At 59.1% G+C, this 21,195-nt stretch carries 20 protein-coding genes; 7 read left to right on the top strand and 13 right to left on the bottom strand.

Going from position 1 to position 21,195, the window contains the following annotated elements:
* Positions 1-49: 49 nt before the first annotated feature.
* On the top strand, positions 50-496 hold the full coding sequence (gene cadR, locus KGD89_RS24430; protein ID WP_025262352.1) for a Cd(II)/Pb(II)-responsive transcriptional regulator: 447 nt from the start codon (positions 50-52) through the stop codon (positions 494-496).
* A 54-nt stretch (positions 497-550) separates the two neighbouring features.
* On the opposite strand, the gene KGD89_RS24435 is transcribed toward cadR, so the two are convergent.
* From KGD89_RS24435 to KGD89_RS24450, 4 genes are all read right to left on the bottom strand, one after another.
* A complete protein-coding gene (locus tag KGD89_RS24435; protein ID WP_025262353.1) occupies positions 551-1,522 on the bottom strand; it encodes a thymidylate synthase in 972 nt (323 codons plus the stop codon).
* Between the two features lie 52 nt (positions 1,523-1,574).
* Entirely contained in the window at positions 1,575-2,384 is an 810-nt protein-coding gene (lgt, locus tag KGD89_RS24440) for a prolipoprotein diacylglyceryl transferase (protein WP_025262354.1), read from the bottom strand.
* 337 nt (positions 2,385-2,721) lie between these two features.
* Positions 2,722-5,001, bottom strand: a complete 2,280-nt coding sequence (gene ptsP, locus KGD89_RS24445) for a phosphoenolpyruvate--protein phosphotransferase (RefSeq protein WP_025262355.1) — start codon at positions 4,999-5,001, stop codon at positions 2,722-2,724.
* Positions 5,002-5,022: 21 nt separating this feature from the next.
* Positions 5,023-5,502, bottom strand: a complete 480-nt coding sequence (locus KGD89_RS24450; protein WP_025262356.1) for an RNA pyrophosphohydrolase — start codon at positions 5,500-5,502, stop codon at positions 5,023-5,025.
* Between the two features lie 142 nt (positions 5,503-5,644).
* Here KGD89_RS24450 and KGD89_RS24455 point away from each other — a divergent pair, with 142 nt between their 5' ends.
* Positions 5,645-6,298, top strand: a complete 654-nt coding sequence (locus tag KGD89_RS24455; protein ID WP_025262357.1) for a histidinol-phosphatase — start codon at positions 5,645-5,647, stop codon at positions 6,296-6,298.
* A 12-nt stretch (positions 6,299-6,310) separates the two neighbouring features.
* Here the strand turns inward: KGD89_RS24455 and KGD89_RS24460 are convergent, their stop codons facing one another.
* Both KGD89_RS24460 and ilvA read right to left on the bottom strand, forming a co-directional pair.
* The gene (locus KGD89_RS24460; RefSeq protein ID WP_025262358.1) at positions 6,311-6,706 is read right to left on the bottom strand and encodes a DUF2269 family protein; all 396 of its coding nucleotides are present in this window, start codon (positions 6,704-6,706) and stop codon (positions 6,311-6,313) included.
* A 98-nt stretch (positions 6,707-6,804) separates the two neighbouring features.
* Positions 6,805-8,319, bottom strand: coding sequence for a threonine ammonia-lyase, biosynthetic (ilvA, locus tag KGD89_RS24465; protein ID WP_025262359.1), 1,515 nt, complete (start codon positions 8,317-8,319; stop codon positions 6,805-6,807).
* Positions 8,320-8,463: 144 nt separating this feature from the next.
* Between ilvA and rpiA the strand changes: the two genes are divergently transcribed.
* A complete protein-coding gene (gene rpiA, locus KGD89_RS24470; protein WP_025262360.1) occupies positions 8,464-9,135 on the top strand; it encodes a ribose-5-phosphate isomerase RpiA in 672 nt (223 codons plus the stop codon).
* 54 nt (positions 9,136-9,189) lie between these two features.
* Here rpiA and KGD89_RS24475 read toward each other — a convergent pair whose 3' ends face one another.
* From KGD89_RS24475 to KGD89_RS24490, 4 genes are all read right to left on the bottom strand, one after another.
* The gene (locus KGD89_RS24475; RefSeq protein WP_025262361.1) at positions 9,190-10,083 is read right to left on the bottom strand and encodes an SdiA-regulated domain-containing protein; all 894 of its coding nucleotides are present in this window, start codon (positions 10,081-10,083) and stop codon (positions 9,190-9,192) included.
* Positions 10,084-10,170: 87 nt separating this feature from the next.
* Positions 10,171-11,088 (bottom strand): SdiA-regulated domain-containing protein, encoded by a 918-nt coding sequence (locus KGD89_RS24480; RefSeq protein WP_025262362.1) that lies wholly within the window; start codon positions 11,086-11,088, stop codon positions 10,171-10,173.
* Positions 11,089-11,310: 222 nt separating this feature from the next.
* Complete coding sequence (locus KGD89_RS24485) at positions 11,311-11,976, bottom strand: fumarylacetoacetate hydrolase family protein (RefSeq protein WP_025262363.1); 666 nt, start codon at positions 11,974-11,976, stop codon at positions 11,311-11,313.
* 54 nt (positions 11,977-12,030) lie between these two features.
* Positions 12,031-13,425, bottom strand: a complete 1,395-nt coding sequence (locus KGD89_RS24490) for an FAD-binding oxidoreductase (RefSeq protein WP_025262364.1) — start codon at positions 13,423-13,425, stop codon at positions 12,031-12,033.
* Positions 13,426-13,586: 161 nt separating this feature from the next.
* On the opposite strand from KGD89_RS24490, the gene serA reads away from it, so the two are divergent.
* A complete protein-coding gene (gene serA, locus KGD89_RS24495) occupies positions 13,587-14,816 on the top strand; it encodes a phosphoglycerate dehydrogenase (protein ID WP_025262365.1) in 1,230 nt (409 codons plus the stop codon).
* 62 nt (positions 14,817-14,878) lie between these two features.
* Here serA and KGD89_RS24500 read toward each other — a convergent pair whose 3' ends face one another.
* Positions 14,879-15,316, bottom strand: coding sequence for a DUF4399 domain-containing protein (locus KGD89_RS24500; protein WP_025262366.1), 438 nt, complete (start codon positions 15,314-15,316; stop codon positions 14,879-14,881).
* Between the two features lie 132 nt (positions 15,317-15,448).
* Positions 15,449-16,084 carry a 2OG-Fe(II) oxygenase gene (locus tag KGD89_RS24505; RefSeq protein WP_025262367.1) on the bottom strand — a complete coding sequence of 212 codons (636 nt, stop codon included), beginning with the start codon at positions 16,082-16,084 and terminating at the stop codon, positions 15,449-15,451.
* A 142-nt stretch (positions 16,085-16,226) separates the two neighbouring features.
* On the opposite strand from KGD89_RS24505, the gene KGD89_RS24510 reads away from it, so the two are divergent.
* Positions 16,227-16,985, top strand: a complete 759-nt coding sequence (locus tag KGD89_RS24510; protein WP_025262368.1) for a DUF2059 domain-containing protein — start codon at positions 16,227-16,229, stop codon at positions 16,983-16,985.
* Positions 16,986-17,008: 23 nt separating this feature from the next.
* On the opposite strand, the gene KGD89_RS24515 is transcribed toward KGD89_RS24510, so the two are convergent.
* Positions 17,009-17,950, bottom strand: coding sequence for an alpha/beta hydrolase (locus KGD89_RS24515; RefSeq protein ID WP_025262369.1), 942 nt, complete (start codon positions 17,948-17,950; stop codon positions 17,009-17,011).
* Between the two features lie 103 nt (positions 17,951-18,053).
* On the opposite strand from KGD89_RS24515, the gene KGD89_RS24520 reads away from it, so the two are divergent.
* Positions 18,054-18,623 carry a DUF6436 domain-containing protein gene (locus KGD89_RS24520; protein ID WP_025262370.1) on the top strand — a complete coding sequence of 190 codons (570 nt, stop codon included), beginning with the start codon at positions 18,054-18,056 and terminating at the stop codon, positions 18,621-18,623.
* A gap of 169 nt (positions 18,624-18,792) precedes the next feature.
* Positions 18,793-21,180, top strand: coding sequence for a penicillin acylase family protein (locus KGD89_RS24525; protein WP_025262371.1), 2,388 nt, complete (start codon positions 18,793-18,795; stop codon positions 21,178-21,180).
* Positions 21,181-21,195: the final 15 nt, after the last annotated feature.

Below are 21,195 nucleotides of genomic sequence, written 5' to 3' on the forward strand. Positions count from 1 at the left end.
AACACCCTGTAGCCACTATAGGGTCAAGCGCTCAAACGAGATGAATCCTATGAAAATCGGCGAACTGGCAAAGTTGACGGATGCTCAGGTCGAAACCATTCGTTATTACGAGCGTGAAGGCCTGCTGCCTGCTCCGGCCCGCAGCGACGGCAATTACCGCTTGTACACCCAGGCGCATGTGGAACGGCTGTCGTTCATCCGCAACTGCCGAAGCCTGGACATGACCCTGGAAGAAATCCGCAGCCTGCTCAACCTGCGCGACAGCCCGCAGGACCAGTGCGAAAGCGTCAATGCGTTGATCGACGAACACATCGAACACGTCAACGCCCGCATCGCCAGCCTGCAAGTCCTTCAGGAACAGCTATTGGACCTGCGTCGCCGTTGTGGCGACGGGGAGTCGGACCATTGCGGGATTCTGGAACGGCTGGAAGTGACAGGCGCGGTCGCGCCGGTAGAAGGCGAACCTTCCCATGTGGGCAAGAGTCATGGGCACTGAAGCTGCAAGCTATAAGCCTCAAGCAGCCTGTAGCTTAAGGCTTGCCGCTTTCCCCTATACCGCCATCGGCGCTGTCATCGCCGGATGGTGCTCATAACCTTCCAGGGAGAAGTCGGAAGGTTCGATCAGTTCCAGCCATTCCGGCTGGTAGATACCAGTCTTGGCGAACTCGGGCACACGGTCCGAGATTACCAGCTTCGGCATCGGGAACGGCTCACGGGTGAGCTGCTCGTTGAGCATGTCCAGATGATTTTCGTAGACGTGGGCATCACCGATGAAATAGGTGAACCAGCGCGGCGTGTAGCCGGTCAGGCGACCGATCAGGCTCAGGAGTGCAGCGCCTTCGGTGAGGTTGAACGGCGTCCCGAGGCCCAGATCGTTTGAGCGAATGTACAGCGTCAGGGAGATTTCCCGGGTCTGCTGGTTCGGGTGCAACTGGTAAAGCAGGTGACAAGGTGGCAAGGCCATCTCATCAAGCTGCGCGCAGTTCCAGCCGTGGAACAGGATACGACGGCTGCCCGGGTCCTTGATGATGGTGTCGACGCACTGGCGAATCTGGTCGATGGCCTTGTACAGCACCACAAAGCTTTCGCCGTCTTCTTCGGACTCGGCAATCTGCTTGTAGCCCTGGCTGACCGCCAGCTCGATCGCTGCGGCATTGCCGGTTGCGATGCGCTTGTAGGCAGGCCATTTGCGCCACTGCACGCCGTAGATCTCGCCCAGGTCATCCTCGCCCTTGCGGAACGGGTTGTTCAGCCACTGAGCGTTCTCGTTGGCGTTCTGATCCCAGACCTTGCAGCCCAGTTCACGGAACTCGGCCGCGCTGTTGGCGCCCCGCAGGAAACCGACCATTTCACCGATAGCCGACTTGAAAGCCATGCGCCGGGTCGTGATGGCCGGGAAACCTTCCTGAAGGTCATAACGCAGCATCGCGCCGGGGAAACTGATGGTATTCACCCCGGTGCGGTTGGACTGCAAGGTCCCGTGCTTGATCACATGGGCGACGAGTTCAAGATATTGCTTCATAAATTACCTGCATCCTTGAATCCGCCGGGCAAACTCGCCCGGCGCTTCAGTGTTATACCGTTGCTTTGACAGCAGGTTCGCGCTTGTAGGCCAGCCAGATCATGGCCAGACCCGCAATGATCATCGGCAGGCTCAGGATCTGACCCATGGTGACCCAGCCCCACGCCAGATAGCCCAGTTGCGCGTCGGGTACGCGGACGAACTCGACGATGAAGCGGAAGATCCCGTAAAACAGGGCGAACATGCCGGAAACGGCCATGGTCGGGCGCGGTTTGCGTGCATAAAGGTTGAGAATGATGAACAGCGCCACGCCTTCCAGGGCGAACTGATACAGCTGCGACGGATGACGCGCCAGTTGCGCAGGGTCGCTGAAAGGCGGGAAGACCATGGCCCATGGCACATCGCTTGGCTTGCCCCACAGCTCGGCATTGATGAAGTTACCGATACGCCCGGCGCCCAGACCAATCGGCACCAGCGGAGCAACGAAGTCCATCAACTGGAAGAAGGTCTTGCCATTGCGTCTGCCGAACCACCAGGCCGCCAGCATTACGCCGACAAACCCACCGTGGAAGGCCATGCCGCCTTTCCATACCTCGAAGATCAGCAGCGGGTTGGCGAGGTAGGCCGACAGGTCGTAGAACAGCACATAACCCAGACGCCCGCCGACAATGACACCCATGGCCAGCCAGAAAATCAGGTCCGAGAGTTTTTCCTTGGTCCAGGTCGGGTCGAAAGCGTTCAGGCGACGCGACGCAAGCAGCCATGCGCCACCTATGCCGACCAGATACATCAGTCCGTACCAGTGAATCTGCAGCGGGCCGAGTGATACGGCTACCGGGTCAATCTGCGGGTAAGGCAGCATTGCAACTCCTCAATGGGAACGCTCTTGCGAGCGACCAAATACAAAAGCGGTTAAATCAGGGAACAGACGCCCATGCACGAAGCCAGACTATGCGGCGATAACAGGGCCTCGGCCAGCCCGCGATCATGAAAACTTATTGCACCTGTCGGCGCCGGCGGTCTTGGGCTACCCCGTAGAAATCAGTCGGGCATGTTACCGGAGCCCGGCAGGATGCTCTAGGCATGGGCGATGGATGAATCATGAATTCGCAGGAGCGGATTTATCCGCGAGACGTCATTGAAGGTTATACATTTACGGGCCTATCGCGAATAAATTCGCTCCCACGGGTAGTGCGGCCTCAATGTCCCTTGACCGACCCCGGATTGATCATCCGGGACAGGCCCAGATTGCGCAGTGCCAGTTGCAGGGAGCTGCTGATCACTTGCGGGTTGTCGTTGGTCATCAACTGGGCCAGCAGTTCCTTGGCCTTGCTCAGGTTGATCTGGCGCAGCATCCATTTCACTTTCGGCAAGTTGGTGGCGTTCATCGACAGGCTGTCAAAGCCCATCGCCATCAACAGCACAGCCGCTGCAGGATCGCCCGCCATCTCTCCGCAGATACTCACCGGCTTGCCTTCGGCATGGGCATCGCGCACGACGCTTTGCAGCGCTTGCAGCACAGCCGGGTGCAGGTAGTCGTAGAGGTCGGCGACACGCGGGTTGTTGCGGTCAACCGCCAGCAGGTATTGGGTCAGGTCGTTGGAGCCCACGGACAGGAAGTCCACCTGACGAGCCAGGTCGCGGGTCTGATAGACCGCAGCCGGAATTTCGATCATGACGCCCACAGGCGGCATCGGCACATCGGTGCCTTCGTCGCGGACTTCGCCCCATGCCCGGTGAATAAGGTGCAAGGCCTCTTCCACTTCATGGGTGCTGGAAATCATCGGCAACAGAATGCGCAGGTTGTTCAGGCCTTCGCTGGCCTTGAGCATGGCGCGGGTCTGGACCAGGAAAATTTCCGGGTGGTCGAGGGTGACACGAATGCCACGCCAGCCCAGGAACGGGTTTTCTTCCTTGATCGGGAAGTAGGACAGCGCCTTGTCGCCGCCGATGTCCAGGCTGCGCATGGTAACCGGCAGCGGATGGAAGGCCGCCAGTTGTTCACGGTAGATGGCCAGCTGTTCCTTTTCGCTCGGGAAACGCTGGTTGATCATGAACGGCACTTCGGTGCGATACAGACCGACACCTTCGGCGCCACGCTGCTGGGCACGGGCGACGTCGGCCAGCAGGCCGGTGTTGACCCACAGCGGCATGCGATGGCCATCCAGCGTCACACAAGGCAGCTCGCGCAGGGCATCGAGCCCCTGGGACAGTTGGCGCTCCTCCTCCACCACCTTGGTGAACTGCTGGCGCATGATGTCGCTGGGGTTGGTGAAGACTTCACCGTGGTAGCCATCGACGATCAGGTCGATGCCATCCACCTTGGAATAAGGGAAGTCCACAAGGCCCATGACCGTGGGAATGCCCATGGCCCGCGCCAGAATCGCCACGTGGGAGTTACCCGAACCCTGTACCGACACCAGACCGACCAGCTTGCCTTCCGGCACTTCGCCGAGCATGGCCGGGGACAGCTCTTCACTGACCAGAATGGTGTTATCGGGGTAGACCAGCGCCTGTTGCCGGGCTTCCTGCAGGTAACCCAGCAAACGGCGGCCCAGGTCCTTGACGTCCGATGCACGCTCGCGCAGATAGGCGTCGTCCATCAGCTCGAAACGGTTGACGTGCTCGTTCACCACCGAACGCAAGGCACCCTGCGCCCATTGGCCGGTCTTGATGATGTTGGTCACTTCGCTACCCAGCGAAGCGTCATCGAGCATCATCAGGTAAACATCGAACAGCGCCAGCTCTTCAGGACGCAACTGAGTCGCCAGCTTGGCCGACAGGGTCCGCATGTCATTGCGCACGCCTTCCAGCGCATTCTGGAACAGGGCCAGTTCGGCATCGATATCGGTGACGACTTTATCCGGGACCACTTCCAGGTCGGCGGGAGGCAGCATGACCACCGCCACACCCACTGCCGCACCGGGCGAGCCAGCCACGCCGACAAACTTGGCCTCCTGAATACCCTTGCCTTGGCGACCCAGACCGCGGATCGAGCCAGTGGCTTCGGCATGGGCGATTACGCCTGCCAGTTGAGCACTCATGGTGACGAGGAAGGCTTCTTCCCCTTCGTCGAACTGACGCCGCTCCTTTTGCTGGATCACCAACACGCCCACCACACGACGGTGGTGGATGATCGGCGTGCCAAGGAAAGAGGCATAACGCTCTTCACCGGTTTCGGCAAAGTAGCGGTAACGGGGGTGGTCGGCGGCGTTTTCGAGGTTCAGCGGCTCTTCGCGAGTACCGACAAGCCCCACAAGGCCCTCGTTCGGCGCCATGCTCACCTTGCCGATGGAGCGCTTGTTCAGACCCTCGGAAGCCATCAGCACGAAACGGTTGGTTTCGGGGTCAAGCAGATAGACCGAGCAGACCTGGCTGCCCATGGCCTCCTTGACGCGTAACACAATAATGCCCAACGCCGCCTTGAGATCCTTGGCGGAGTTTACTTCCTGGACGATCTTGCGCAGCGTATTGAGCATGGCTCGGGGTCGAACTCCGTGTCAGTCGCGCGATAAAAGGCGCGGGGCAAGCTCTTTGAGTGCGCGTCGATACACCTCGCGCTTGAATGTCACCACTTGGCCTAACGGGTACCAATAGCTGACCCAACGCCAGCCATCGAACTCCGGTTTACCGGTCAAATCCATCCGCACCCGCTGCTCGTTGGAGATCAGGCGCAGGAGAAACCACTTCTGTTTCTGGCCGATACATAGCGGTTGGCTATGAGTACGGACCAGTCGCTGCGGCAGACGATAACGCAACCAACCGCGGGTACAGGCCAGAATCTGCACATCCTGTCGTTCCAGCCCGACTTCTTCATTCAATTCGCGATACAGCGCGTCTTCCGGCGTCTCCTGAGGGTTTATTCCACCCTGTGGAAACTGCCAGGCATCTTGGTTAATACGCCGAGCCCATAGGACCTGACCAGCATCGTTTGTCAGAATAATCCCGACATTAGGACGGAAACCATCGGGGTCGATCACGGCAACAACCTCGCAAACGCATGTCGCCGCATTGTTCCACAAAGGCGCTCAAAGCAGCAACGAGCCTAAGCACCTTATGTGAAGTCTTGTGAAAACCTCGTATTCTTGTGCTCTTTTTTCAGTTATTTCAGCGAGTAACCACATGCGCCTGGCTTTATTCGACCTCGACAACACACTTCTGGGCGGTGACAGCGATCACGCTTGGGGCGATTACCTGTGCGAACGCGGCATCCTCGATGCCGCTACGTACAAGACGCGCAACGACGCATTCTATGAAGACTACCTGGCCGGCACGCTCAACCTGACCGACTACCTGAATTTCACCCTCGAAATCCTGGGCCGGACCGAAATGGCTCAGCTCGATGAATGGCACCGGGATTTCATGCGCGACTGCATCGAACCCATCGTACTGCCCAAAGCGCTGGAACTGATCGCCAAACACCGTGACGCAGGCGACAAACTGGTGGTCATAACCGCCACCAACCGCTTCGTGACCGCTCCGATCGTCGCCCGCCTGGGGATCGACACCCTGCTGGCGACCGAATGCGAGCTGGTCGACGGGCGCTATACCGGGCGCACGACAGGTATACCCTGCTTCCGTGAAGGCAAGGTGACCCGCCTCAATCATTGGCTTGAAGAGCATGCATTCAGTCTGGAAGGCAGCTATTTCTACAGCGATTCCATGAACGACCTGCCACTGCTGGAGCAAGTCGCCCATCCAGTGGCCGTGGACCCGGACCCGAAACTGCGTGCAGAAGCAGAAAAACGCGGCTGGCAGGTGATTTCACTGCGCTGATGGCTACAGCGGTCAGGCCGGTTTGAAGAACATCAGACCGGCCATCGCCATGAAACAAGCGGTAGACATGATTGCCAGAGCCAGTGTGAACCGCAGATTGCCAGCTTTCCCGGCCAGCCGACTCACCAGCCAGACCCAACCGAAAAGCCCCACGACATAAAGCACACTACTGGCCAACACCCACGTCTGGCCCAATGACCAGCCCAGCAGATGAACCAGCCACCATCCGCTGAAAGGCAGGATTGCCAGGCAGACGGCCATCAGCAGCCAGACAAACAAGGCCGGGCGCTGCATAAGGCGGCCATGAGCCTCTTTCTTGATAACCCAGAAAGCCAGACCCAAGGCGCTGAGCAGCCATAGCGTGATGGCGGCTATATGCAGGGTTTTCAGCGCTGTGATGTATTCCATTGCGGACATCCCTTGCAGGCGAAGCTGTATGGAGCGTAGCAAATCAAGGTAGGAACGAATCGGGCGGCGCCGCGAATGAATTCGCCCCTACCGTTCGTTTACCCCAGAAACAGCTTGTACGCCGGATTCTGGCTCTCGTCCCAATACGGATAGCCAATCTCGTCCAGCGCTGCGCCCACCAGATGCCGCTCTTCTTCCGGCACCACCAGCCCGGCCACCACCCGGCCATCGGCGGCGCCGTGGTTGCGGTAGTGGAACATCGAGATGGTCCAGCGCCCGCCCAGCTTGTTAAGGAAGTTGAACAGCGCACCCGGCCGTTCCGGAAACTCGAAACGCAGCACCACTTCATCGCTGACCCGCTCGGCATGCCCGCCGACCATATGGCGGATATGCAGCTTGGCCAGTTCGTTGTCGGTCAGGTCCAGCACCGGGAACCCTTGCTCCGTCAGGCTTGAAATCAAGGCGCTGCGCGGGTCGTTGTCCGGGTGGGTCTGCACGCCGACGAAGATATGAGCCTCGCGGTCGGTGTGGTAGCGGTAGTTGAATTCGGTGATCTGGCGCTTGCCGATGGCCTGGCAGAACGCCTTGAAGCTGCCGGGCTGCTCGGGGATGGTCACGGCAATGATGGCTTCGCGACCTTCACCCAGCTCGGCACGCTCAGCCACATGGCGCAGGCGGTCAAAGTTGACGTTGGCGCCGGAGTCGATGGCCACCAGGGTCTGGCCGCTGATGCCACGTTGCTCTACATACTTCTTGATCCCCGCCACGCCCAGCGCACCGGCCGGTTCGGTGATAGAGCGGGTGTCGTCGTAGATGTCCTTGATGGCTGCGCAGATTTCGTCGGTGCTGACGGTGATGACTTCATCGACGTAGTGACGGCAGACTTCAAAGGTGTGATGGCCGATCTGCGCCACTGCCACGCCATCGGCAAACAGCCCGACCTGATTCAACACTACCCGCTCACCCGCCGCCATGGCGGCTTGCAGGCAGTTGGAGTCGTCGGGTTCGACACCGATGACCTTGATGTCCGGACGCAGGTATTTGACGTAGGCCGCGATACCCGCAATCAGGCCGCCACCGCCCACCGGGACGAAAATGGCATCCAGTTGGCCCGGTTGCTGGCGCAGGATTTCCATGGCCACCGTGCCTTGTCCGGCAATGGTGTCAGGGTCATCGTAAGGATGGATGTAAACAAAACCTTGCTCGTCCACCAGCTTGAGGGAGTAAGCCAGGGCTTCTGGAAAGGAGTCGCCATGCAGCACCACCTGAGCGCCACGGGAGCGCACACCCTCGACCTTGATCTCGGGCGTGGTCTTGGGCATGACGATGGTCGCCTTGATGCCCAAGACTTTCGCCGCCAACGCCAGGCCTTGCGCATGGTTGCCTGCCGAAGCCGTCACCACGCCACGCGCCAGTTCTTCAGGGCTCAGTTGCGCCAGCTTGTTGTAGGCCCCGCGAATCTTGAAGGAGAACACCGGTTGCAGGTCTTCGCGCTTGAGCAATATCTGGTTTGCCAGACGCTCGGAAAGCTGGCGGGCGCCCTGCAGCGGGGTTTCGACAGCGACGTCATAGACGCGGGAAGTGAGGATTTTCTTGACGTACTGTTCGAGCATCGGGGCGATATCACTGGCGAAGGGAGCAAGGCCGAGAAGTCTACTCTGCACTCCGATGAACGACCATACGAATGACGGGGCTTTGCGGCGCAGTCATCGCTATAATGCGGCCCCTTTTTGCACCTTTGGCACCGTGGAGCCCGCATGACTCAGGATCAACTCAAACAGGCCGTGGCTCAAGCCGCTGTCGATTTCATTCTTCCCAAGATCGACGACAAGAGCATCATCGGTGTGGGCACCGGCTCCACGGCCAACTGCTTCATCGATGCGCTGGCCAGGCACAAGGCCTCCTTCGATGGCGCGGTAGCCAGCTCCGAAGCCACGGCAGCCCGCCTCAAGAGCCATGGTATTCCGGTCTATGAACTCAATACGGTCAGCGATCTGGAGTTCTACATCGACGGCGCCGATGAAAGCGACGAGCACCTGAACCTGATCAAGGGCGGCGGCGCTGCGCTGACTCGCGAGAAGATCGTGGCCGCCGTGGCCAAGACCTTCATCTGCATCGCCGATGGCAGCAAGCTGGTGCCGGTGCTGGGCGCATTCCCGCTGCCGGTCGAAGTCATCCCGATGGCGCGCAGCCATGTTGCACGCCAACTGGTCAAGCTGGGCGGCGACCCGGTCTATCGTGAAGGCGTATTGACCGACAACGGCAATATCATTCTCGACGTACACAACATGAGCATCACCAACCCGGTGGAGCTGGAAACGCAGATCAACGCCATCGTGGGCGTGGTCACCAACGGCCTGTTCGCGGCTCGCGGTGCAGACCTGCTGTTGCTGGGTACCACCGAAGGCGTGAAAACCCTGACCCGCTAAGCCGCGGTCAGTGTGGCCAGAGCTCCCGTCGCGGGACTCTGGCCTGAACCAGTCTTATGGCTTGCGAAACTTGTAGAACAGGTTCGGCTCGCTCACCACGTAGAGCGTCCCCTCTTCATCCAGGGTAAAACCCTCGGCCTGCGGCACATCCTTGCTCAAACCCAGCTTGCCCTTTTTCAAGGAAGCGCTGGCAATCGGGCGACCTTCGTCATTGAGTTCCAGAATCTTTTTCGACTCATCGGACATGAGCAGCAAGTGGCCCGTCGGGGCATCGAAGTACAGGCTGGACATGTCGCGCACAAACAGGCCTGCATCGCGTTTTCTGTCGAAAATGACGCCAAGGCTGTTACTGCTCTGGGGGAAACCGCGTATTTCGACGATCTGCACCGGCTCGCTTTCCTTGGCGATAAACAGCCGCTGGCCCTTGATATCGTAGGCCAGGCCTTCAAAGCCCTTGTTGCGCCCCACGTCGATGCTCAATGTCAGTTGCACGGCATCGGCGGCATCGAGGGTCTGGGTGTTGTCGTCGACATGAACCTTGAGCAAACGCTGCTGACGCTCGTCGCTGATCACGTAAACGCCAGGGCTGATGTACTCGATGGCTTCCGAATCGCCGAAACCGTTCAAGGGAATACGTCGCAGGATACGACCATCGAGGCTCAGCTCGACCATTTCGTTCTTCTGGTTGGTCACCGTGAACAGGCTTTTGCGATCCGGGTCGTAACTCAGGGCCGAGACATCATCCTCAAGCCCTTCGATCACCTGCCCTTCGATCTCGACCTTATAGCGATCAAGGCCGACAGTCTGTTGCGAATCCGATTGCCAGAGCATCTGCCAGGCAAACGAAGCGCGCTTCACGAAGCGATACTCCCGATCCGCAAAAAACAGCAATGCAGCCAGCGCAATCATCAACGAAAACAACAGGGCAGATCGGATAGGGAGACGCATCAAGGCAACTCAAATATTAATCGGGCAGCATGAATATCACGGGAATCTGAATTCATGCTTAATAGCGCAATGCCATTTCACGCTTCACTATTTGCGAAACGAATAAAACAGGTTCGGCTCGCTGACCATATACAACGTCCCCTCCTCGTCCAGCGCCACACCTTCTGCCCTCGGAATAGTGTCTTTCAAGCCGTTCATGCCACCCAGCAGGGTCATGAAGCTGACTTGCTGTCCGTTTTCGTCAATTTCCAGCAACAGGTGTGAGTCGGCAGAAAGCACCAGCGTATGCCCGGTGCGAGGGTCGATACTCAATGAAGAAAGGTTGCGCACGTCCAGCGAGATACTGGTGACTTTTTGCTTCTCGCCCTTCAAGACGTCACTGCCATCACTCTTCCATGTAAACAAGGCAGGTGGACGCTCTTCACCCAGCAATATCTGCTGACGGACCGGGTCCCAGGCCACGCCTTCAAAACCCTTGTTCTGGTTCTTTGAAGGACCCAGGTCGTATTTCGGGAAATCGGCCATGTTCAGCGTCGTGGTCTCGGCGGTCACCTTGACGATGCTCAGTACATGCTGGCGTTCGTCGGTAATTCCGATCAGGCCGTCATTCAGGACGGCAATACCCTCGGGGTTGCTCCAGCCCACCAGAGGGATCTTGCGCACTACATCGCCCTTGAGGGTCAGCTCTACCAGGAACGGATGCTTGCCCATGACCGAGAACAATGTCTTGGTCACCGGGTTGTAAGACAGATCGGAGGCTTCGTCCTTCTCCATGCCAGGCAATGGCTTGGCATCGATCTCTACCTTGTAGTCCGGGAGCCAGATGCTGGCGCTGCGGGACGCCTTGCTCTGGAAGCCTTCTTTGACCCATAGCAATGCACGATCATCCCAGTGCATCACAAACGCCAGGGCATATCCCATGACCAGAACCAGTAGCAACCATGCATACCAACGCATGCCCAACAGACGGAAACGGCTATTTTGAGACGCGGGAAGCCTGGCCATTCATGAATTCCTGAGCTGATATAACGCAACCATAACCTAAAGCCCTCGGATGAGAGGCAGCCGGATTATCCAGATCAAGTGTGAAAAAAACGCCAATTGATGCTGCCAAGTCGGTTCAGTGTCTGTGGGGGGTAGCTTGCTGGCGACAGGGCCACAAGACAGAGCCAAAAAAAAAGCCCGAGAGGTCATCTCAGGCGCTTTTCAAAAGCAGCAACCGGGCGTTTAACGAACGACGCTCTCAAAGCGGTTCTGGCCGGTCAACTCAAGCACGATTTCGTCACCGGCCTCGAACGGCCCGACGCCTGCCGGGGTGCCAGTCATGATGATGTCACCGGCCTGCAACGAGAAGTTGGCGGCCATGTGCTGGATCATCGGCACGATCGGGTTAAGCATCAGGCTGCTGTTGCCGTCCTGCACGACCTTGCCGTTGATGGTCAGGCGAATGCCGATATCGGTCAGGTCCGGATAGGTTTCAGCGGGCACGAAAGGTGCGATGACCGCAGCGCCGTCGAAGCACTTGGCCAGCTCCCATGGCAGACCTTTCTCGCGCAGACGCGACTGCACGTCACGCAAGGTCAGGTCCAGGCCCGGAGCGAAGCCGCTGATGGCGTCGAGCACTTCTTCACGGGAGGGGTTCTTGCTCAGCGGCTTGCCGATCAGTACGACGATTTCGGCTTCGTAATGCACAGAACCACGGTCTGCCGGAATGCTGAAGCCGCCTTCCAGAGCGACCACGGAACTGCCGGGTTTCATGAACAGCAACGGCTCGGTCGGGACCGGGTTGCCCAGTTCCTTGGCGTGCTCTGCATAGTTACGACCGATACAGACCACCTTGCCCAGCGGGAAGTGGATGTTCGTTCCATCGACATATTTGTGCTGGTAGCTCATGACGTCTCCTGGGTCTGATAATTCTGGCTTCGTTGAATAAGGTATGTCGGCTGATCAAACAGCAAATATCTTGCCCGGGTTCATGATGCCGTTAGGGTCGAAGACCGCTTTCAGCGCTTTCATGTATTCGATTTCGGCAGGTGAGCGACTGTACGTCAGATAGTCGCGTTTGGTCATCCCCACACCGTGCTCGGCAGAAATCGAGCCGTTGTATTTCTCCACCGTCTCGAACACCCATTTGTTGACCTTGGCGCAGGTCCGGAAGAACGCTTCCTTGTCCAGATTCTCGGGCTTGAGGATGTTCAGGTGCAGGTTGCCATCGCCGATATGGCCGTACCAGAGCACTTCGAAGTCAGGATAGTGCTCGGCAACGATGGCATCGATCTCGCCCAGAAAGGCCGGAACCTTTGAAACCGTGACCGAAATATCGTTCTTGTAGGGCGTGAAGTGGGAGATGGTTTCGGAAATGTATTCGCGCAGCTTCCACAGGTTCTGCAACTGCTGCTCGCTCTGGCTCATCACGCCATCGAGCACCCAGCCCTGCTCGACACAATGCTCGAAGAGCGCCAGGGCATCATTGGCCACCTCTTCGGTGGTCGCCTCGAATTCCAGCAGTACATAAAACGGGCACGGCGTGTCGAATGGCGAAGGCACGTCGCCACGGGCCATGACCCGGGCAAACGACTTGTCGGAGAAGAACTCGAATGCCGTCAGGTCCAGCTTGCCGTGAAAAGCGTGCAGCACAGGCATGATCGAATTGAAGTCGGTGGTGCCCAGCACCATGGCGGTAAGGTTGCGGGGCGCACGATCAAGGCGCATGGTGGCCTCGACTACAAAGCCCAGCGTGCCTTCAGCGCCGATGAACAGCTGGCGCATGTCGTAGCCGGTGGCGTTCTTGATCAGGTCCTTGTTCAGTTCCAGCAGGTCGCCTTTACCGGTGACGACCTTGAGGCCCGCGACCCAGTTGCGGGTCATTCCATAGCGAATGACCTTGATTCCGCCGGCATTGGTGCCGATATTGCCGCCAATCTGGCTTGAACCCGAGGAAGCGAAGTCCACTGGATAATAGAGGCCGCTCTCTTGCGCCGCGGCCTGCAACTGCCGGGTAATCACACCGGGCTGACAGACGGCTGTGCGCTCGGTGAGGTTGAGTTCCAGAATCCGGTTCATGTAGTCGAACGAAACCACCACTTCGCCATTGGCAGCCACAGCGGCGGCAGAAAGCCCTGTCCGCCCGCCCGAAGGCACCAGCGCCACCAGACGCTCGTTGGCCCAGCGCACGATGGCCTGGACCTGCTCGATGGTCTTGGGAAACACGACAGCCGTGGGGGCGGGGGTGAATTGCTTGGTCCAGTCCTTGCCGTAAGCCTCAAGCGAACCGGCGTCGGTCAGTACCTTGCCTGGTTCGACCAGGGTCTTGAGCTCATCAATCAAAGCGGGATTGGTCATGGACGCAACTCTCGAACAATTCATGGGCATCCTGAGAACGGTTCACGTTCGGGAATGGGGTTTCGCGGGGTGCTTATGCTAGCATACGCCCCCCGCGAATCGTGCCCATGGCCGATCCGGCCCCCTCCTGCCATTTTTCTCCGGGACACAGGTTTACGCAGATGAGCAAGACTTCCCTCGACAAGAGCAAGATCAAGTTCCTTCTTCTCGAAGGCGTCCACCAATCCGCCGTTGACGTCCTGAAGGCCGCCGGCTACACCAGCATCGAGTACCACACCAAGTCTCTGCCGGAAGCCGAGCTGAAGGAAAAGATTGCCGACGCCCATTTCATCGGTATCCGCTCACGCACCCAACTGACTGAAGAGCTGTTCGATTGCGCCAAGAAACTGGTTGCGGTCGGCTGCTTCTGCATCGGCACCAACCAGGTCGACCTGGACGCAGCACGTGAGCGCGGCATTGCAGTGTTCAACGCCCCGTACTCCAACACCCGCTCCGTCGCCGAGCTGGTTCTGGCCGAGGCCATCCTGCTGCTGCGCGGCATCCCGGAGAAGAACGCTTCCTGCCACCGTGGCGGCTGGATCAAGAGCGCGGCCAACTCCTTCGAGATCCGCGGCAAGAAACTGGGCATCATCGGCTACGGCTCGATCGGTACTCAGCTGTCGGTTCTGGCTGAAGGCCTGGGCATGCAGGTCTACTTCTACGACACCCTGACCAAGCTGCCGCTGGGCAACGCCACTCAGGTTGCCAGCCTGACCGAGCTGCTGGGCATGTCCGACATCGTGACCCTGCACGTTCCGGAAACCGCTGAAACCCAGTGGATGATCGGCGAGAAAGAAATCCGTGCCATGAAAAAGGGCAGCATCCTGATCAACGCCGCTCGCGGTACTGTGGTCGAGCTGGATGCCCTGGCAGACGCGATCAAGGACAAGCACCTGATCGGCGCGGCCATCGACGTGTTCCCGGTGGAGCCTCGCTCCAACGACGACATCTTTGAAAGCCCGCTGCGCGGCCTGGACAACGTGATCCTGACCCCGCACATCGGTGGTTCCACTGCCGAAGCCCAGGCCAACATCGGTCTGGAAGTTGCGGAAAAGCTGGTCAAGTACAGCGACAACGGTACGTCGGTTTCCTCCGTCAACTTCCCGGAAGTGGCCTTGCCTGCTCACCCTGGCAAGCACCGCCTGTTGCACATCCACGAAAACATTCCGGGCGTGCTGAGCGAAATCAACAAGGTGTTCGCGGAAAACGGCATCAACATTTCCGGCCAGTTCCTGCAGACCAACGAGAAAGTCGGCTACGTGGTAATCGACGTAGACGCCGATTACTCGGACCTGGCGCAAGAGAAGCTGCAACAGGTCAAAGGCACCATCCGTAGCCGCGTTCTGTTCTGATAGCAGCCTGACCCGGTAGGGGCGAATTCATTCGCGAAGCCATTTCGCGGATAAATCCGCTCCTACTTCACATTGATCGTGATCTTCTTCGACTCGACCGTCGGGTTCAGCGGGATATGCGATTTGTCGCCCACCAGCAACTGGAGGGTGTGGCTGCCCGGTGGCAGGCTCAGCACGGTTTCGGTCTGCCCCTTGCCGAAATGGCGAATATTGTCAGTGGTCGGTAGCGGAACATTCGCTGCGGGCTCATCCTTCACATCGATCAGCAAATGATGATGGCCGGTTTCAGGGATATCGACCCCTGCCGGTGCAACACCCATTCCCTTGAGACCAAACTGCACCTTGAACGGCGACGTCACGGTTTCTCCGTCCTTGGGCGAGATGATGTACGCCTCTGCGCCCTCGGGCGAAGCGGTACGCGGGATATCGGCCGCATGAATCAGGGTCGACGTTGCCAGCAACAGACCAGCGAGGGCAGTTCTGGAAAATAGGGATGTCATGATCGCTCCGCACGTTTGTGAGACTACCTATCGGACCTGAACCCATGGCCTTCGGTTCAGCACAGTCCTTTACGATAGACCTCTACCCCGGAGAACGGGGTTCATGACACAGATTTCATGAAGCGGGCAGGCTCACAGGAACGGTTCGTTGCCCCGACGCCGGAACCAGCCGGTCAGGGAAAGCCGGTCGCGGGTGGCAGGCAGCACTTCATGGGGTATATCGCCGGACAGGAACACCACCAGACAACCGCCTGTAGGCTGGACGTCGTAGGTCACGTCCCCTTTCAGGTACATGCGCAACTGCCCGCCATGCTCGGGCAGCCAGGCCTGATTCAGATAAAGCACCGCCGACACCATGCGTTTGTCGTCATCGCGAAAGCGGTCCACATGCTTGAGGTAAAACGCCCCTGGCGGGTAAAGGGCGAAGTGGCTTTCATAATCTTCCAGCCCCAGGAACAGGCCGCGATTGAGGGCCAGGCGCAAGCTGTCCATCAACACCAGATAACGGTCGCTGCACTCGGCCTGCCCGGCTTCAAGCCACTGGATATGATCGCCGCGAATACCTTCGCGTACTTCCTGCGCAAGCCCGCGCCCCACACCGGCAGGCTCGAGTTCACCCTCGGCGGCACGTCGATGGCACTCTTGTGCCAGTTCGCGGGTCAGACCTTCGGGCAGGAATATATTCTGCTGCGACCAACCATTGGCGGCCAGGTCGTCGACGATTCGAAGCAGGAGGGGGTGATCGGGAGATATGCGCATGGCGTGCATAGTATCCATAAGCCCCCGAATTCGACAGAGGTGTGTATACAGCACGGTCATGTGCGGGTGTTTTCATGCAGCAAGGGCAGTCATAACTCGACAAATCCCCGTCAACACCCCGAGAATAGCGACCTGCCGACAGGAGTCCCGAATGCGTCGTTTGTTTGTTTTGCTGTTGATGTTCTGCGCCTTGCCTGTCTGGGCAGACGGTTACGATCAGTTATACAAGGCCGCCGGCTGGACAGAGCAGCGTGCGCATTTCAACGATGCACTCAAGGCTGCCCAGCAACGCTACCGCGACAACCTGCCGCCAGCGGTCTTTCAGGCATTGGTCAATAACAGCAACCAGCGTTTTGCACCGCAGGCCATGGACCAGCGCGCAGAAAAGCGCCTGCGTGAAAGCCTCAAGGATCCGGCGCCTGCGCTGAAATTCTTCCAGTCCCCGCTGGGCCGCAAGATCGTCAAGGCAGAACTGACGGCAACCCGCTCCGACCAGTTGGCCAAGCACGCCCAGGGACTGCCGCAGATGGAAGCCGACGCCACCCGCCAGTTGCTGATCGGCCATCTGGCGCAGGCACTGCCCGCCAAGCAGGCCGGAGCAGAAGTCAGCCTCGCCATTGCCGGTGTTGCAGCCGACAGCCTGAGCCAGATGATTCCCGGCCTTCTGGGCGGCGGTCAGGCTCAAGGCATGCTCGAAGGACAGCGCGAACGCCTGATGGCGCAGATCAGCGCGGACCTGAACAACACGCTGCTGTACGTCTACCGCGACCTGTCAGACCCTGAGCTGGAAGAGTTCTCAAGCTTCGCCGAGTCACCGGAAGGCAAGGCTTACTATCAGGCAGCACTTGCCGCGATCCGTGCCGGACTTGCCGTCGGCCAAAGCACCTCCAGCCTGTCCCAGGGCCTGTAACAAAACGCCTCACTCGAGGCGGATCAGTTCATGTGCCCTTTCAGAAACTCGAAATACTGCGTCCGGAACTCCGGCACCTCGTTGGCCAAGTGATGCCGCGCCTTGCCAAGCATGAGGATTTGCGGCTCGCTGAACTTGCTCCTGAGTACGGTCAGGTTGTGGTCCCAGTCAACGGTCATGTCCGCATCGCCCTGAATGATCAGCGGGCTGCGGGTACTGCGCGGCGCACGTTCAATCTGCACGATCCAGCGCGATAAAGCGCCTACCCAGGCGGTCGGCAAGCGGCGCGGCTGCAAGGGATCGGCCAGCAGAAACGGCAGGAAAGCCGGGGCGTTGGTGTTTTCGGAAAACCGCCGGGCAATGCCGTCCACAAACGGCTTGAGCATGTAATAACTGAGTTTGGACCAGCCCCAGGCTCGTGGCCGAACCAGTGGTGACAAGAGAATGGCCTTGCCCTGCACCGGGCTGTCGTTGCCCTGATGAAGCAGATGATCGATCACGATTGCGCCACCGGTGCTTTGCCCGCACAGATGCCAGGGATGCGGCAGGTTCAGGGCCTCGGCTTCCAGCAACAGACGTTGCAGCACGACCTGATACTCGGAAAAGTCATTGATGCTCGCCCGGCTGCCGCTGGACAGCCCATGCCCGGGCAGGTCGCAGGAAATCACTGCAAACCCTTGGGCCAGCGCCCACTCGATCACGTAGCGATACAGACCCATGTGGTCATAGAACCCGTGGAACAGAAACAGGGTTCCCACAGGATGCTCCGGCAGCCAGACCTGCCCGACAATCTCGTAGCCCCCCACATCCAGACGCCCGAGCCAGCTGCGGATGACATGCTCGCCACCAAGCCCGCCCAGGCCATAGAAACGCTGATAGATCTGTCCATCCAGAGAGAGCGATTCGATCTCGCGCAGCGGTGACAGCGTGGCGCGTAATTGATCAGGGTCAAACGTTGCAGACATAAGGCTTCCAGATTCCGACAGGACCTTGAAAAGACAGTGTAGCGATATTCATCTGTCTGTTCGGGCGTGGCAAGCTACGCCACCTTAAATAGAAACGTCTGTCATGAAATCCCCACACCGTCGCAACCTGTTTGCCTGCCTGTTCGTCCTGACATGTGCGGCGGGATTGTGGATGGCACATGACTGGTTTCAACATCGCTACCTGCGCCCTTTCAGTGATCAGACTGCCCTGTTCACGGGCGATAACCTGAGCCTTCCCCCCGAACTGGCTGGCAAGGGACGTATTCGTCTGGTGCATTTCATGGACCCGTCCTGCCCGTGCAATGTCGGCAACCAGCAGCATCTGTCTGAGTTGATCGAGCACTTCGGTGGCGACAAAGGCGTGGACTTCTATGTCGTGCCGAAACCCGGTACGCCCGAACCGTCGTCACAAACAGCCGATACGCTCAAAACACTGAGCACGCTTGCGGGTGCCGACAAAATCACCGCCAGCCCGGCCGTCGCCATCTGGGATCGCGACGGCAAGCTTGCGTACTTCGGGCCTTACAGCGAAGGCCTGACCTGCAACGCCGGCAACAGTTTTATCGAACCGGTCCTGCATGCTCTGCTCGACGGGCGCAGCGTGAACACCACAAATACCATGGCGGTGGGTTGTTACTGCGCCTGGCAATAAATATTCAGGGCGCTCATCCGTTCCTGTAGAGACCGTTTTGCCCTGTTGCGGCTTGTTCGCGAATGAATTCGCTCCCTCAAATGGCTCTGTAGGAGCGAATTCATTCGCGAACAGACCGCACTCCTGTAGCCTTGCATCCCCCCTGCCCGAGCCTTTCATAGGAAGTTCAATGAAACGCATCCTTGCCATTCTCGCCATACTCATCGCCCTGCTTGCCGCAGGCGCTGGCTGGTATATCCATAGCAAACAGCCGGTGCGAGACGGCGAGATCGCCATGACGCACCTGAAGGCACCGGTCAGCGTGCGCTACGACGAGCGTGGCGTGCCTCATATCCGGGCAGAAAACGAAGCGGACCTGTACCGCGCACTCGGTTACGTACATGCCCAGGACCGCCTGTTCCAGATGGAAATGCTGCGCCGTCTGGCACGCGGTGAACTGGCCGAAATCCTCGGGCCTAACCTGATCGGGACCGACAAACTGTTCCGCAGCCTGCGCATCCGCGAACACGCCGATGCCTATGTCGCTCGCCAGAACCCGGACACCCCGACCTGGAAGGCGCTGCAAGCCTACCTGGATGGCATCAATCAGTATCAGGACACCCACGCAAAGCCGATGGAGTTCGATGCGCTGGGTATACCCAAGCGCCCTTTCACGGCTGAGGACACCCTGAGCATTGGCGGCTATCTGGCCTACAGCTTTGCCGCAGCCTTTCGCACCGAACCGTTGCTGACCTATGTGCGCGACCAGCTTGGCCCGCAGTACCTGAAAGTGTTCGATCTGGACTGGCACCCTCAAGGCATGCTCGACCAGAAACCCGCCCTGGCCAGCGCAGACTGGAAAGACCTCAATACCCTGGCGCAACTGAGCCACGAAGCCGTTGCGGCAGCAGGTCTGCCGCAGTTTGAAGGCAGTAATGCATGGGCCGTGTCCGGCAGCCGTACTCAAAGTGGCAAGCCTTTGCTGGCAGGCGACCCGCACATCAGCTTTTCCGTGCCATCCGTATGGTACGAAGCACAGCTCTCAGCGCCGGGCTTCGAGCTGTACGGCCATTATCAGGCCCTCAACCCGTTTGCTTTCCTGGGTCACAACATGGATTTCGGCTGGAGCCTGACCATGTTCCAGAACGACGATGTGGACCTGATCGCCGAGAAGACCAACCCCGAGAACCCGAACCAGGTCTGGTATCAGGGCAAATGGGTGGACATGACCAGTACCGAACAACAGATCAAGGTCAAGGGCCAGCCTGATGTGACCCTGACACTACGCCAGTCGCCACACGGTCCGATCGTCAACGATGTGGTGGGCAAGAACGGGGGCAAGGCTCCGATTGCCATGTGGTGGTCGTTCCTGGTGTCGGAAAACCCAGTGCTCGATGGTTTCTACGAAGCCAACCGCGCCAACACCCTGGAAAAGATGCGCAATGCCGCCGAGAAGATCCAGTCGCCGGGCCTGAATATCGTCTGGGCCAACCATCAGGGCGATATCGGCTGGTGGGCTGCCGCGCAATTGCCGATCCGGCCTGAGGGGGTCAACCCCGCTTACATTCTGGATGGCAGCACGGCGCAGGCAGACAAGCTGGGTTTCTATCCGTTCAGCGCCAACCCGCAGGAAGAAAACCCGGCTCGCGGCTATATCATCTCGGCCAACTTCCAGCCGCTGTCCCCGACCGGCATGCAGATTCCGGGCTACTACAACCCGGCAGACCGCGGACAGTACCTGAACAGGCAACTAAGCGACCCGGCAATCAAGTGGGATCTGGAGAACAGCAAGACGCTGCAACTGGGCACCCGCACCGACTACGCCCAAAGCATCCTGACGCCGCTGATTCCGGTATTGCGCAGCGTGATCACCGACCCGGATGAACTAGCGCTGGTGGAGCGTCTGGCGCAGTGGAAAGGTGACTATCCGCTGGATTCGGTAGGCGCGACTCTGTTCAGTCAGTTCCTGTTCGACCTGACGGAAGAAACCTTCCATGACGAACTGGGTGACGGTTTCTTTGAAACCCTGACCACCTCCCGCGTACTGGACGCTGCCCTGCCCCGTCTGGCGGCCGATGCGGATTCACCCTGGTGGAACAACCGCAACTCGCCCCATACCGAAAGCCGCGCCAACACCGTCAAGGTCGCCTGGCGTGCCAGTGTTTCCCATCTGAAATCCATGTACGGCAACAACCCGGATGGCTGGACGTGGGGCAAGGTGCACACCCTGACTCATGGCCACCCGCTGGGTTCGCAGAAGCCGTTGAACCACATCTTCAATGTCGGCCCTTTCGCCGCACCGGGCAGTCATGAGGTGCCCAACAACCTGTCCTCACGCCTGCGCACGGCGCCGTGGCCGGTCAGCTATGGCCCATCGACCCGTCGCCTGATCGACTTCGCCAACCCGGCACACAGCCTGGGCATCAACCCGGTCGGGCAAAGCGGCGTGCCGTTCGACCGGCATTATTCGGATCAGGCCAAGGCGTTCATCAATGGCGAGTATGTGCCGCAACGCTTCAGCGAGAAGGATGTGGACGAGCATACGGAAGGATTGCTGAAGCTGGTGCCAGGGAAATAACCGCCCTGTTACCCG

The organism is Pseudomonas cichorii, assembly GCF_018343775.1.
In the GTDB taxonomy this organism is placed as follows: Bacteria; Pseudomonadota; Gammaproteobacteria; order Pseudomonadales; family Pseudomonadaceae; genus Aquipseudomonas; species Aquipseudomonas cichorii.